Source organism: Natrinema gari JCM 14663 (assembly GCF_000337175.1).
Lineage (GTDB): Archaea > Halobacteriota > Halobacteria > Halobacteriales > Natrialbaceae > Natrinema > Natrinema gari.
On the sequence record NZ_AOIJ01000055.1, the window covers coordinates 32,763 to 46,826 of the forward strand.

The window sequence follows — 14,064 nt, forward strand, 5'->3', positions numbered from 1 at the left end:
ATGCAAGACACGACACCCAAAGACATCGGTTCGCTTTCATTCGGGCTCATGGAGCCCGAGGAGTACCGGGAGATGAGCGCGACGAAGATCATCACTGCCGACACCTACGACGACGACGGGTTCCCCATCGACATGGGACTGATGGATCCCCGTCTGGGCGTGATCGACCCCGGCCTCGAGTGCAAGACCTGCGGCAAGCACTCCGGGTCCTGTAACGGCCACTTCGGCCACATCGAACTGGCCGCGCCCGTGATCCACGTCGGCTTTACGAAACTCATCCGGCGGCTCCTTCGTGGGACCTGCCGGGAGTGTTCGAAGCTCCTCCTCACCGAGGACGAACGCGACGAGTTCCGGGACCAACTCGACGAATCCCGCAAACTGAGCCGGGATCTGAACGACGTGACCAAGGCCGCGATCCGACAGGCCCGCAAGAAGGACCGGTGTCCGTTCTGTGGCGAAATCCAGTACGATATCGACCACGAGAAGCCGACGACCTACTACGAGGTCCAGCAGGTCCTGACTAGCGAGTATTCCCAGCGCATCGCCGGCGCGATGCAGGGCGATGAGGAGGAAGGCGTCGAGCGGACGACGCCGGACGAACTCGCCGAGCAGACCGAGATCGAACTCACTCGAGTCAACGAGATCCTGTCCGGCTCGTTCCGCCCGCGGGAGAGTCAGCGGAAGGCGATCGAGAAGGCCCTCGATATCGATCTCACTGAAGAGGACACGAACAAGCTGATGCCCAGCGACATCCGGGACTGGTTCGAGAACATCCCGGACGAGGATATCGAAGTACTCGGGATCAATCCCGAACGGTCGCGTCCCGAGTGGATGATCCTCACCGTCCTCCCCGTGCCGCCGGTCACTGCCCGCCCGTCGATCACGCTCGACAACGGGCAGCGCTCGGAGGACGACCTCACGCACAAGCTGGTCGACATCATCCGGATCAACCAGCGGTTCATGGAGAACCGCGAGGCCGGTGCGCCCCAGCTGATCATCGAGGACCTCTGGGAACTCCTGCAGTACCACGTCACGACGTTCATGGACAACGAGATCTCGGGCACGCCGCCGGCGCGCCACCGCTCCGGTCGGCCCCTGAAAACCCTCTCCCAGCGCCTCAAGGGCAAGGAAGGGCGCTTCCGAGGCTCGCTGTCCGGAAAGCGCGTGAACTTCTCGGCCCGGACCGTGATCTCGCCGGACCCGACGCTCTCGCTGAACGAGGTCGGCGTTCCGGACCGCGTGGCAAAGGAGATGACCCAGACGATGAACGTCACCGAACGCAACGTCCAGGACGCCCGTCGGTTCGTCTCGAACGGCCCGGAGGGCCATCCCGGTGCGAACTACGTTCGTCGTCCCGACGGCCGCCGGCTGAAGGTGACCGAGAAGAACTGCGAACAGCTCGCCGAGAAGGTCGAGGCCGGGTGGGAGGTCAACCGCCACCTCATCGACGGCGACATCGTCATCTTCAACCGCCAGCCGTCGCTCCACCGGATGTCGATCATGGCCCACGAGGTCGTGGTCATGCCGTACAAGACGTTCCGGCTGAACACCGTCGTCTGTCCGCCGTACAACGCCGACTTCGACGGCGACGAAATGAACATGCACGCGCTGCAAAACGAGGAGGCCCGCGCCGAAGCGCGCGTCCTCATGCGCGTCCAAGAGCAGATGCTCTCCCCGCGGTTCGGCGAGAACATCATCGGGGCCATTCAGGACCACATCTCCGGGATGTACCTCCTGACACACGACAACCCCCGCTTCAACGAGACGCAGGCGCTCGACCTGCTCCGTGCCACCCGGATCGACGAACTCCCCGAACCCAGCGGCATCGACGACGAGGGAACGCCGTTTTGGACCGGCTACGACGTCTTCTCCGAACTGCTGCCCGACGATCTCGACCTCGAGTTCACGGGGACCATCGGCGACGAGGTCATCATCGAGGACGGCCAGTTGCTCCAGGGAACCATCGCCGAGGACGAGGTCGGCGAGTTCGGCGGCGAGATCGTCGACACGATCACGAAGGTATACGGGAACACCCGCGCCCGGATCTTCGTCAACGAGGTCTCGACGCTGGCGATGCGTGCCATCATGCACTTTGGCTTCTCGATCGGGATCGACGACGAGACCATCCCCGAGGAGGCCCAATCGCGCATCGACGAGACCATCGCGGACGCCAACGACCGCGTCGAAGAGCTCATCGAGGCCTACGAGCGCGGCGAACTCGAGAGTCTCCCCGGACGGACGATCGACGAGACTCTCGAGATGAAGATCATGCAGACGCTCTCGCGTGCGCGTGACAACGCGGGGAACATCGCGGACGAGCACTTCCAGGACGACAACCCCGCCGTCGTCATGGCCAACTCCGGTGCGCGTGGGTCGATGCTCAACCTGACCCAGATGGCCGGCGCGGTCGGCCAGCAGGCGGTTCGGGGCGAGCGGATCAACCGTGGGTACGAGGATCGGACCCTCTCGCATTACGAACCGAACGATCTCTCGGCCGAGGCCCACGGCTTCGTCGAGAACTCCTACACTAGCGGGCTCACGCCGCGAGAATTCTTCTTCCACGCGATGGGCGGCCGCGAGGGCCTGGTCGACACTGCAGTCCGGACCTCGAAGTCCGGGTACCTGCAGCGGCGGCTGATCAACGCCCTCTCGGAACTCGAGACCCAGTACGACGGCACGGTCCGGGACACCTCGGATACGATCGTCCAGTTCGAGTTCGGCGAGGACGGTACCTCGCCGGTCAAGGTCTCGTCCGACGACGACAACGATATCGACGTCGAACACATCGCCGACCGCGTGCTCGACTCCGAATTCGAGTCCGCGGAGGAACGCCAGGAGTTCCTCGGTTCCAAACCGCGGCCGACCAACCTCTCGGAACACGCCGACGACCGACTCGCTGAGGGCACGGAGGTGACCTCCGATGACTGACGTTGCATACGATGTCGACGACGACACGATCGCGGTCGTCGAGGACACCGATCTCCCGCGGCGGCTCAAAGACGAGGTCTACGAGACGCTCGAGGCCCGCGAGGGCGCGACGGTCGAGGAGGCCGACGAACTCGCGAAGGCCGTTGAGACCCGCTATCTCGACACCCGCGTCGAGCCCCTCGACCCCGTCGGGACGGTCTCGGCGCAGTCGATCGGCGAACCCGGCACCCAGCTGACGATGAACACGTTCCACTACGCGGGGGTCGCCGAAATCGACGTGACCCAGGGGCTGCCACGGCTGATCGAGCTGGTCGACGCCCGGAAGACCCCGGACACGCCGATGATGACCGTCTACCTCGAGGACGAGTACGCCACCGAGCGGGAGAAAGCCCACGAGGTCGTCTGGAACATCGAGGCGACGCAGATCCTCGCACTGGGCGACGTGTCGACGAACGTCGCGGACATGCGCGTTCAGATCTCGCTCAACGAGGACACGCTGCAGGAACGGCTGATCACGGCCGAAGAAGTCGCCGGCATCATCGAGGATTCGCTCGGCGTGAAGACGGTCCAGCAGGGTACCCAGATCGAATTCGGGCCCGAGGAACCGTCCTACCGCGATCTCCTCCAACTCGTCGAGGAGCTGCGGGACATCACGTTCAAGGGAATCGAAGAGGTCTCGCGGGTCGTCATCCGTCGCGAGGAACTCGAGAACGGCAACGAGGAGTTCGTCCTCTATACCGAGGGATCGGCCTTCGGCGACGTCCTCGAGATCGAGGGCGTCGACGCCTCACGGACGACGTGTAACAACATCCACGAGATCCACCGCAACTTGGGTATCGAAGCCGCCCGCGAGGCGATCATCGAGGAGACGAACAACACGCTCGCCGAGCAGGGGCTGGACGACGTGAACGTCCGGCACCTGATGCTCGTCGCGGACATGATGACGAACCGCGGCGAGATCGAATCGATCGGTCGGCACGGGATTTCGGGGTCGAAGGAATCCGTCCTCGCCCGCGCGGCGTTCGAGGTGACGGTCAACCACCTGCTCAACGCCGCGATTCACGGCGAAGTCGACGACCTCGACGGCGTGACGGAGAACGTCATCGTCGGCAAACCGATCAAGCTCGGCACCGGCGACGTCGATCTCCGGATGGGATCGACCACCTCCGGCAGCGGTCAGGCAGACTGATCGATGGGTGTGACCCTCGATGACGACGCCCGGCAGTATCTCGCCGCGTTCGAGGACGTGACGGGCGTTGACGGCCGAGATTGTCTCGTCACCGAGGGCGGTGATCGGCTCCTGATCGTCGTCGCCAGCGGCGGGATGGGCGAAGCGATCGGCCCCGGCGGCCGAACCGTAACGCGGTTCGAGGAACGGGTCGACGCACAGGTCCGCCTCGTCGAGGACGCGGACACGCCCGAGACGTTCGTCGCGAACGTCCTCGCGCCCGCGGCAGTCTACAACGTCACGGTCAGCGAGAACAACGACACCGTCGCCTACGTCGAGGTCGCGGAGGCCGATCACGGCATTGCGATCGGGACGGACGGGCGGACGATCGACGCCGCACGGCAGCTCGCGGATCGGCATTTCGGAATCGACGACGTACAGCTCATCTGATCTCGAGTCGGCGTCTCGTCCCGCCCGCTGTGGCACATTCGCCACCGGTCGACCGGATCGCAGCCGGTGATCGAAACGGATCGCTTTCGTATCGACGGAAACCCGTCCTGACTCCCAGTGGACGCCCAGCCGTGGCTCTCTTGTCCGGTTCGCGTCGGTCCGTGCGAACTCGTCGCGCGTTCCCCCTCAAAATAGTTATGTGTGGCGAGTCTCGGGACGCAATCGATCGCACGTTCGACCCGTTCATGCGCCCTACGGATAGCTATCAGTAGTTATCGATCGCGAATGTCATACCCAAACCAATAAACAAATTCCACCGATAGAGGGAGTCGTATGACGAATACGAGTACGCGATCCGCCGACGGACGAGACGCCGACGAACTCGATATTGCGCCGGAGACCGGGTGGAACGCCTTGTTCCTCGACGGCGAGTGGGTACCCGCTGGTGACCGGGACCTGATCGACGTCGAAAACCCCGCGACACGGACGACGGTGACGACGGTTCCGTCGGCGACCGAGGACGACGTCGACGAGGCGTACGCGATCGCGGAGGACGCACAATCGGCCTGGGGCCAGCGACCGCCACAGGAGCGCGCCGCGATCGTCTCCGACGCGTGCGCGTTGCTTGGCGAGTACGCCGACGACCTCGAGTGGCTGTTCGCGGTTGAGTGTGGCGGCGTCCAGCTGAAGGCCGATTTCGAGACCCAGCTCGCACAAGGCACGATGGAGGTCGGTGCCGGACTGGCGATGCGCGACGGCGGCCGCCGGAAGGACTCGGTGACGCCCGGCAAGGAGAACCTCCTCGTGCGCGAACCGGCCGGCGTCGTCGGCGTCATCACGCCGTGGAACTTCCCGCTGTATCTCACCAGCCGGGTCGTCGCACCAGCCATCGCGCTGGGGAACAGCGTGGTCCTCAAACCGGACGAGCACACCCCGTTGATGGGCGGGCTCGTGCTCGCACGAGTCTTCGAGGAGGCCGGACTCCCGGACGGTGTCCTGAACGTCGTCCCCGGCTACGGTCACGAGATCGGCGACCACTTCTCGGGCCACTCGGTCCCGTCGGTGATGTCGTTTACCGGCTCTTCGGAAGTCGGGCGGGGCGTCGGCCAGCGCGCCGTCGGCGCGTATACGGAGCCGGCCCTCGAGTTAGGCGGGAACAACGCTCACGTCGTCCTCCCGGATGCCGACTTAGAGCGTGCGATCGACGCCGGTGCGTTCGGGTCGTTCACCCACCAGGGACAGGAGTGTATCTCGATCAACCGCCACGTGGTTCACGAGTCGCTGTACGACGAGTACGTCGCGGGGTTGGCCGACCGTGCCGCGCAACTCCACATCGGCGATCCGCGCGAGGAGGGGACCCTGGTCGGCCCGGTCATCAACGAGAGTCAACGGGACAAGATCGTCGGCTTCCTCGAGGAATCGGTCGCGAACGGGGCGACGGTCGAGGCTGGTGGCGGCCACGATGGGCTGTTCATCGAACCGACGGTGTTGTCGGGCGTCACCAGCGACATGCCGGTCGCCTGCAACGAGCATTTCGGACCGGTCGCGCCTGTCATCCCCTTCGAGACCGACGAGGAGGCGATCGAGATCGTCAACGACACCGAGTACGGCCTGTCGGGCTCGGTGCACTCGACGGACGTGGCTCGTGCGCGTGACGTGGCCGACGCGATGGAGACGGGGATGGTCCACATCAACGACCAGCCGTTGAACGACGAACCGCACGTCGCGTTCGGCGGTGTCGGCGCGTCGGGACTTGGCCGGTACAACGACGAGTGGATCATGGACACCCTGACGACGCTGAAGTGGATCTCGATCCAGCGCGAGCCTCGAGAGTATCCGTACTAACTCGGTCGACACTCGAGGCAGGAAAACGGCTGTCGGTGAGTTCGGCGCGTGCGATCAGCGCCACTCGACGTGGTACGTACAGTGCTGGTCGCCGTCCGAGCGACACTGGTCGCCGATTTCCTGGACATCGACGGGGTTGTTCGCGAACTTCTTCGCGACGCCCTTGATGAGGCCCTTGTCGAATTCACACGGGTAGGGGTTCTCACAGACCATCACTCCCTCGTTCGGTCCCTCCGTCTCGAACTCGTAGGACCCGATTTCGCTGCCGCGGTGGTTCTGGTGATACGCCTCTTCGATCGACGCGAGCGCGCTATCGACCTCCGAAATCTCCGGCGGAAACTCGACGTGCTGGGGGACGTTCTGCCCCATGTTCTGCATTCGCAAGGACCCGTACTCATCGCGCATGTCGTACAACATGGCGAGCGGGATCTTGAGCGAGTACCACTCGTCGGGTTCGATATTCTCGAGTCCGTGTTCGGCGAGTTTGTTGGCGATCTGTTTCCCAACGAACGACGAGATCGACTCACCCGCGGCGACGTACGACAGGGGACTTCGACCGATCACTTCTGCGTCCTCGAGCGAGCCATCGAACCCGATACGATCGGAGACCGTCGGTAACTCATCAGGAGACTGAGACTCGTCGTCGGACCCACCGATGAGTCGCTTGAACCAGGACGTCGTCACGAACACCGTCTCGATTGTAGCCATAACGGATACAAAATACGACCCACCTACCTTATAACTCCTAGTTAATTATACGATTTGATATCGGGCGGCCCGTCCGCTCGGACAGCCCGAGAGCTGTTCCGCGGTAGCGAAACCCGCTCAGATTCCTTCGCCGACCCCAATCGACCGCTCTCACGCCGTAACGCCGACTCGAAACGGGTCGCTTAAGTGCCTTCGTCGGATAGCGACGCCCATGGCAAACGGCAAATACGCCGCGCGCAAGCTCAAGAAGGACCGCCAGAATCAGCGGTGGTCCGACTCGGACTACGCGCGCCGCGCCCGCGGACTTCGCGAGAAGTCCGACCCGCTCGAGGGTGCGCCCCAGGCCCGCGGTATCGTACTCGAAAAGGTCGGCATCGAAGCCAAACAGCCCAACTCGGCGATTCGGAAGTGCGTCCGAGTCCAGCTGATCAAGAACGGCAAGCAGGTCACCGCGTTCTGTCCCGGTGACGGCGCGATCTCGTTCATCGACGAACACGACGAAGTCACCATCGCCGGGATCGGTGGGGCCAAGGGTCGTGCGATGGGCGACCTCTCCGGTGTCAACTACAAGGTCGATAAGGTCAACGGCGTCGCGCTGAAGGAACTCGTTCGCGGTAACGCGGAAAAACCGGTGCGATAATCATGGCGGCAGAAGATCAACCGGATCCGGACGCCCCGGCCGGTGGCGCGGACGTTTCGGCGAAGCTCTTCGGCACGTGGGAACTCGGCGACCTCGAGTACGCCGACCCCTCGACCGAGCGCTATATTACGGTGACCCCCGTCGCTCACACCGCGGGTCGCCACGCCGGCAAGCAGTTCAAGAAGTCTCAGATCTCCATCGTCGAGCGGTTCATCAACCGGCTGATGCAGACCGAGGAGAACACGGGCAAGAAACAGAAGACGCTCAACTACGTCCGTGATGCCTTCGACATCATCCACGAGCGGACCGAGGACAACCCGATCCAGGTGCTCGTCACGGCCGTCGAAAACGCGGCTCCCCGAGAGGAGACCGTCCGCCTGAAATACGGCGGGATTTCGGTCCCGAAGGCCGTCGACGTCGCCCCGCAGCGCCGCGTCGACCAGTCGCTGAAGTTCCTCGCGGAAGGCGTCTACAACGATTCGTTCAAGACCACCACGGACATCGAGGAGGCCATCGCCAACCAGCTCATCGGCGCGGCCAACTACGACGTCCAGACCTACGCGGTCAGCCAGAAAGAAGAGAAAGAGCGCGTCGCGGCAGCCGCCCGCTAACGCGGCTCATCGATTCGATTTGCGGTCGTTTTTCCCGTTCTCGATAGGATCACCCCAACCGGTTGACATATCAGTCTTTTAGCCGTCGTGCGATGAAGTGTGCAGTGACGGAAGTAGCCCCTCTCATCGAACCGTTTTCGGGCACGGTCGTCTCTCGGCCGCTCGCTCACCGCTCGAGAGTGGGTCGCTCGAGGCAACCCGTCCCTCGGGTCCGTCGAACACACTTGCCGGAGCCGCCCGCTCTCGATCGGAGTGTGATCTCTCAGTCCGCGGCGCGGTTCGTGCCGCCGACGTACGAACGCGTCGCGTCGACGAGCACCTGGCGATAGGTGCTCGTATCGGGTTCCCGGACTAGCTCGCGGAAGCGGCGTTTGAACCCCTCGAAGTCGATCTCGGGGGCGTCCATCGCGGCCGCGTACGCAAGATCGTACAGCCGGTGGTCCTCGTCGACGAGGTCGTGTCGTTCCGCGAGCGCGAGCGCGAAGGCCGCGTTTACCGCCGTGATCTCAGGGTCGGCGCTCGCGGACAGTCGCTCGAATCCCGGGCGGGACGGGGTCTCGGGTCGATCGGCGACCGCCGCCGCGAGGCTGGACTCGAGGAAGGACAGCAGTTTCTCGCCGGGGCCGACCGAGAGGGTGATGTCGTCGGCGTAGATGTCCTTCATGTGATTGGCGATCTGATAGCAGTGGGAGAGCTTGCGCCGTTCGACGCTCTTGCCGGCTAACGCGAGGTAGAGGACTTCTTCGGTCGACTGGGTGTGAGAGGGGTGGCGTTGTTCGTGGCGGGCCATGTGGGCGAACTCGTGGAGCGCGAGTTCGCGGGCCATAGCTGACGACGCAGCCTGTCTCGAGATGTTCAGCACGTGGTGGTCGTCGTAGTGGGCGGCCCAGGTCCGTTCGTCGGGATCGTCCCGGAGACGGACGTGAACCGGCAGCGAGAGGTCCTGTTCGGTTTCGAAAAGGTCGCGGGCGCTGAGGAATGGAGAGGTTGGACCCGGTCCCTGTACGCGGATATCCATGTGTAGCCCTAGCAAGAGGCCGACGGGATTTGACTCTTGTGTGCGGGTGCACGGCGGCGAATCGCGCGGTGAGATCGTCGGCTAGTCGCCCGACGGCGGTCCGGGTCCGGACGTGGGGCCTCGCACTGCCGATCCGTACAATTATGAGAGTCGTTCACTCACTCAAATTGGATATTACAGCGTTCGGACGGGGAAAGCCGACGAATTCCGGCGGCGACGAAACACTACCCTTTTGACCCCGCTGGCGGTATTGGGGGGTATATGGGCCGACGCAAGAAGATCGTCCAGGAGTGTGAACGGCTGATGGACGACCCGGAGAACATCCGGAACATCGCCATCGCCGCTCACGTTGACCACGGAAAAACGACCCTTACGGACAATCTGCTGGCCGGTGCCGGCATGATTTCCGACGAGACTGCCGGCGAGCAGCTCGCGATGGACACCGAGGAAGACGAGCAGGAACGCGGGATCACCATCGACGCGGCGAACGTTTCGATGACCCACGAGTACGAGGACCAGAACCACCTCATCAACCTCATCGACACGCCGGGCCACGTCGACTTCGGTGGCGACGTGACGCGAGCGATGCGCGCCGTCGACGGCGCGCTCGTCGTCGTCGACGCCGTCGAAGGGGCGATGCCCCAGACCGAGACGGTGCTCCGGCAGGCGCTTCGCGAGGGTGTCAAGCCGACCCTGTTCATCAACAAGGTCGACCGCCTCATCTCGGAGCTCCAGGAGGGGCCCGAGGAAATGCAGGAGCGACTCCTCTCGGTCATCCGCGACGTCAACGAACTCATCCGCGGGATGACCGAGGACATGGACGACATCGACGACTGGACCGTTTCGGTCGAGGAAGGCACCGTCGGCTTCGGGTCCGCACTGTACAAGTGGGGCGTTTCCATGCCGTCGATGCAGCGTACCGGCATGGACTTCGCCGAGATCATGGAACTCGAGCGCGCCGACAAGCGCCAGGAGCTCCACGAGCGGACGCCGCTGTCGGACGTCGTGCTCGACATGGTCTGTGAGCACTTCCCGAACCCGATCGACGCCCAGCCCCGTCGGATCCCGCGCGTCTGGCGTGGTGACGACGAGTCCGACATCGCCGAACAGATGCGGCTGGTTGACGAGGACGGCGAAGTCGTCCTGATGGTCACCGACATCGCGATGGACCCCCACGCGGGCGAAGTCGCCAGTGGCCGCGTCTTCTCGGGGACCCTCGAGAAGGGCCAGGAGCTGTACGTCTCCGGGACCGCGGGCAAGAACCGCATTCAGTCCGTCGGCGTCTACATGGGCGGGGAACGCGAGGAAGTCGAGGAGGTACCGGCGGGGAACATCGCCGCCGTCACCGGCCTCAAGGACGCGATCGCCGGCTCGACCGTCTCGAGCGTCGAGATGACGCCGTTCGAGTCGATCGAGCACATCTCCGAGCCGGTCATTACGAAGGCCGTCGAGGCGAAGAACATGGACGACCTGCCGAAGCTGATCGAGACGCTGCGACAGGTCTCCAAGGAGGACCCGACGATCCAGATCGAGATCAACGAGGACACCGGCGAACACCTGATCTCCGGGCAGGGCGAACTCCACCTCGAAGTCATCACCCAGCGCATCGAGAAGAACCAGGGCATTCCGGTCAACACCGGCGAACCGATCGTCGTCTACCGCGAAGCGCCCCAGCAGGCCAGCGACCAGGTGGAAGGTATCTCGCCGAACCGCCACAACCGCTTCTACATCTCCATCGAACCGATGGATCAGGAGATCGTCGAGACGATCCAACTCGGCGAGGCCTCGATGGACATGCCCGAGCAGGACCGCCGTGAGGCCCTGCAAGAGGCCGGCATGGACAAGGATACGTCCCAGAACGTCGAGCACATGCACGGGACGAACATCCTCATCGACGACACGAAGGGGATCCAACACCTGAACGAGACGATGGAACTCGTCATTGAGGGGCTTGAGGAAGCCCTCGACAACGGTCCGCTGGCGAACGAGCCGGTTCAGGGCACGCTCATCCGCCTGCACGACGCACGGCTCCACGAGGACACCATCCACCGTGGCCCGGCACAGGTCATCCCCGCGACCCGCGAAGCCGTCCACAAGGCGCTGATCGACGGCAAGATCAAGATGCTCGAGCCGATGCAGGACGTACGCATCGACGTGCCCAACGACCACATGGGCGCAGCCTCGGGCGAGATTCAGGGTCGTCGTGGCCGCGTCGACGACATGTACCAGGAAGGCGACCTGATGGTCGTCGAGGGCATCGCGCCCGTCGGCGAGATGATCGGTTTCGCCTCGGACATCCGCTCCGCAACCGAGGGCCGTGCCTCCTGGAACACGGAGAACGCCGGTTTCGAGGTCATGTCCGACTCCCTCCAGCGTGACAAGACCATGGAGATCCGCGAACGCAAGGGCATGAAGCTCGAGCTGCCGCCGAGTATCGACTACATATAACGCCGCGGCCGCGTTCGAACTCACAGTTCCGTTTGCATCGACGCCGATTGGGCGTTCGGTTCTCCCCCGGTTGGCCGCTCTCTTCGTTCGACGCCGAGTAGCGACGGCCGTGTTCCTCGTCGGCCAGTCGGAGACTCGGTACCGCCCGGTTCCTTGCAGTCGAAGACCGTCTGGGGGACAGGTCCGAGAGCTGCAACCAAGCACGAGCCAGGGAAGTCAGTAGCGCGAACTAGAGGGGTAGTGACGTCATTGGCCGTGTCACGGTCGCCGGTCAGCGGGTGCCCGTGTGCGGGTCACCGTCCGTCATCGTTATCGAACGGCTGTTTTATTTAATAAATCCAAAACCAGTTGTACAATATTTATAATTTATAATCAACAATTTTTATGCCTGAAAACATGGTCTGTTTCGCCACTCACACGCACTTGAGGCGCGTCGCGAAACGGTCGGTCAGCGTCGGACACCGACGAGTGGCAATGCTGTGAGTCCGCCAGCGCCGGGCGTCGTACGGCGTTATCGATCAGACATGAATCGACGAAAGTTCATCGCTAGTACAGGCGGTATCGGCACAGCAGCTATCGGCACCGCAGTGGTGCTTTCCGGGTCAGCGTCGGCGGAGATCCGGAATCACACGTTCAGAGGAACCAGTATCAGCGGAGAAAGTGACGACGGGTCCATAACGGACATTCGTGCAAAAGCGGTCAACGTCGGCTTCAGGTACGAAGGGTTGGACGAAGAGCCGGAGGAAGCGACGGTCGAACTCCAGGTGGTGCACAACGGAGACGTAGAGACGATCGACGAGGCGACTACCGAGGTCAACGGCACCAGTCAGTCGAATGCTGCCCTCGGTGAGGAACTCGCGGGAAGCGTCCTCAACCACGACGGTCTCTCGGCATCGGATTTCAAAGCGGAAGAGGACAGCAGTACGACGGAGAAGAACGTCGCGCTCCGTCTCAAGCTCACCGTTAACGGCGTTAGCGGAGCGAGCGAGACGGACCTGAACGTCGTCATGCGCAACACGGAGGCCGACGCCGGCGTCGGCGGCGAGGCCGACGGCGAGGTCGTCACGGAGGAGGAAGACGATCCCGATGACGACCCCGACGACGGTCCCGTCGCGGAGATCAACGTCATCGTCGAGGACATCAATGCGCAACTCGCGACCGTCGATCCGGTCGGTACGATCGAGGACACCAGCGACGAGACGATCGGTGCGCTCATCGACGAGATCTTCACGCAGGTTACGGCTGAGATCGAAGCCCAGGCCGGCGTCGAGTACGATGTCAGCACGCCCGCGGAGGCACGGGAAGCCGCCGAGGACGCCTCGCTTCCGCCGATCGCGGACGCGTTGAACAACGCGGCCGACGCCGTCGAGGAGATCGCAACCCTCGCCGATTACACCATCGACGACGGGAGCACCGGCGACAGCGGTGACGACACGGTCGCGGAGATCAACGCCATCGTCGAGGACATCAACGCGCGACTCGAGAACGTCGAGCCGGTCGGCACCATCGAGGACACCAGCGACGAGACGATCGGTGCGCTCATCGACGAGATCTTCACGCAGGTTACGGCTGAGATCGAGGCTCAGGCCGGCGTCGAGTACGATGTCAGCACGCCCGCGGAAGCACGAGAGGCGGCCGAGGACGCCCCGCTCCCGCCGATTGCGGACGCGTTGAATAACGCGGCTGATGCCGTCGAAGAGATCGCATCCCTCGCCGACTACACCATCGACGACGGCAGCAACAGCGGCGGTGAGAACAACGAGAGCGATGCGGTCGCGGAGATCAACGCCATCATCGAGGACATCAACGCGCGACTCGAGAACGTCGAGCCGGTCGGCACCATCGAGAACACCGACGACGGGACGATCGAGGATCTCGTCGCGGAGATCTTCACGCAGGTCACGGCGGAGATCGAAGCTCAGTCGGGAATGGAGTACGACGTGAGTACGGTCGCGGAGGCGCGGGAGGCGGCCGAGAACGCCCCGCTCCCGCCGATCGCGGACGCGCTGAACAACGCGGCCGACGCCGTCGAGGAGATCCGGAGCCTGGCCAACGAGTAGCGCTTACGACATTGACGCGGACGACCGGTCCGCTGAGCGGACGCCGCACACCGACGACGATCCCGACGCGGTAGCACTCCCGAACCGGCCGCCGGGAGACGCCTCGGCGGCTGGTCCGCCGTCGGCACTCCCCCCGTCGAGTCAGTGCGTCGAAAACGCACGCCGCGGCCGACTGGCTCGGTGACTGT

10 protein-coding genes are annotated in these 14,064 nt (G+C 63.8%); 8 read left to right on the plus strand and 2 right to left on the minus strand.

Features of this window, described 5'->3' with window-relative positions; genetic code table 11:
* The 4 genes from C486_RS12315 (at position 1) to C486_RS12330 (ending at position 6,391) form a co-directional block, all read left to right on the plus strand.
* Positions 1-2,928 carry a DNA-directed RNA polymerase subunit A' gene (locus tag C486_RS12315; RefSeq protein ID WP_008456588.1) on the plus strand — a complete coding sequence of 976 codons (2,928 nt, stop codon included), beginning with the start codon at positions 1-3 and terminating at the stop codon, positions 2,926-2,928.
* On the plus strand, positions 2,921-4,117 hold the full coding sequence (gene rpoA2 / locus C486_RS12320; RefSeq protein WP_008456589.1) for a DNA-directed RNA polymerase subunit A'': 1,197 nt from the start codon (positions 2,921-2,923) through the stop codon (positions 4,115-4,117). The genes C486_RS12315 and rpoA2 overlap by 8 nt, the downstream gene beginning before the upstream one ends.
* Positions 4,118-4,120: 3 nt before the next feature.
* The gene (locus C486_RS12325) at positions 4,121-4,546 is read left to right on the plus strand and encodes a NusA-like transcription termination signal-binding factor (protein ID WP_049888042.1); all 426 of its coding nucleotides are present in this window, start codon (positions 4,121-4,123) and stop codon (positions 4,544-4,546) included.
* A gap of 333 nt (positions 4,547-4,879) precedes the next feature.
* Positions 4,880-6,391, plus strand: a complete 1,512-nt coding sequence (locus tag C486_RS12330; RefSeq protein ID WP_008456594.1) for an aldehyde dehydrogenase family protein — start codon at positions 4,880-4,882, stop codon at positions 6,389-6,391.
* Between the two features lie 54 nt (positions 6,392-6,445).
* Here the strand turns inward: C486_RS12330 and C486_RS12335 are convergent, their stop codons facing one another.
* A complete protein-coding gene (locus C486_RS12335) occupies positions 6,446-7,099 on the minus strand; it encodes a 4-vinyl reductase (protein WP_008456596.1) in 654 nt (217 codons plus the stop codon).
* Positions 7,100-7,310: 211 nt separating this feature from the next.
* On the opposite strand from C486_RS12335, the gene C486_RS12340 reads away from it, so the two are divergent.
* Positions 7,311-7,739: a 30S ribosomal protein S12 gene (locus C486_RS12340; protein WP_004267302.1), complete on the plus strand. Its 429-nt coding sequence runs from the start codon at positions 7,311-7,313 to the stop codon at positions 7,737-7,739.
* A 2-nt stretch (positions 7,740-7,741) separates the two neighbouring features.
* Complete coding sequence (locus tag C486_RS12345) at positions 7,742-8,350, plus strand: 30S ribosomal protein S7 (protein ID WP_008456598.1); 609 nt, start codon at positions 7,742-7,744, stop codon at positions 8,348-8,350.
* A 262-nt stretch (positions 8,351-8,612) separates the two neighbouring features.
* Here C486_RS12345 and C486_RS12350 read toward each other — a convergent pair whose 3' ends face one another.
* Positions 8,613-9,368: a DUF5781 family protein gene (locus tag C486_RS12350; RefSeq protein ID WP_008456599.1), complete on the minus strand. Its 756-nt coding sequence runs from the start codon at positions 9,366-9,368 to the stop codon at positions 8,613-8,615.
* Between the two features lie 261 nt (positions 9,369-9,629).
* On the opposite strand from C486_RS12350, the gene C486_RS12355 reads away from it, so the two are divergent.
* Both C486_RS12355 and C486_RS12360 read left to right on the plus strand, forming a co-directional pair.
* A complete protein-coding gene (locus C486_RS12355) occupies positions 9,630-11,816 on the plus strand; it encodes an elongation factor EF-2 (RefSeq protein ID WP_008456604.1) in 2,187 nt (728 codons plus the stop codon).
* A 524-nt stretch (positions 11,817-12,340) separates the two neighbouring features.
* Entirely contained in the window at positions 12,341-13,876 is a 1,536-nt protein-coding gene (locus C486_RS12360) for a hypothetical protein (RefSeq protein ID WP_241432501.1), read from the plus strand.
* The last annotated feature ends 188 nt before the right edge of the window (positions 13,877-14,064 follow it).

Excerpts from the sequence above, each read along its gene's own strand:
- C486_RS12355 (WP_008456604.1), top strand. The coding sequence starts at position 9,630 with ATGGGCCGACGCAAGAAGATCGTCCAGGAGTGTGAACGGCTGATGGAC.
- C486_RS12315 (WP_008456588.1), top strand. The coding sequence starts at position 1 with ATGCAAGACACGACACCCAAAGACATCGGTTCGCTTTCATTCGGGCTC.
- C486_RS12340 (WP_004267302.1), top strand. The coding sequence starts at position 7,311 with ATGGCAAACGGCAAATACGCCGCGCGCAAGCTCAAGAAGGACCGCCAG.
- C486_RS12330 (WP_008456594.1), top strand. The coding sequence starts at position 4,880 with ATGACGAATACGAGTACGCGATCCGCCGACGGACGAGACGCCGACGAA.
- C486_RS12345 (WP_008456598.1), top strand. The coding sequence starts at position 7,742 with ATGGCGGCAGAAGATCAACCGGATCCGGACGCCCCGGCCGGTGGCGCG.
- C486_RS12360 (WP_241432501.1), top strand. The coding sequence starts at position 12,341 with ATGAATCGACGAAAGTTCATCGCTAGTACAGGCGGTATCGGCACAGCA.
- rpoA2 (WP_008456589.1), top strand. The coding sequence starts at position 2,921 with ATGACTGACGTTGCATACGATGTCGACGACGACACGATCGCGGTCGTC.
- C486_RS12350 (WP_008456599.1), bottom strand. The coding sequence starts at position 9,368 with ATGGATATCCGCGTACAGGGACCGGGTCCAACCTCTCCATTCCTCAGC.
- C486_RS12325 (WP_049888042.1), top strand. The coding sequence starts at position 4,121 with ATGGGTGTGACCCTCGATGACGACGCCCGGCAGTATCTCGCCGCGTTC.
- C486_RS12335 (WP_008456596.1), bottom strand. The coding sequence starts at position 7,099 with ATGGCTACAATCGAGACGGTGTTCGTGACGACGTCCTGGTTCAAGCGA.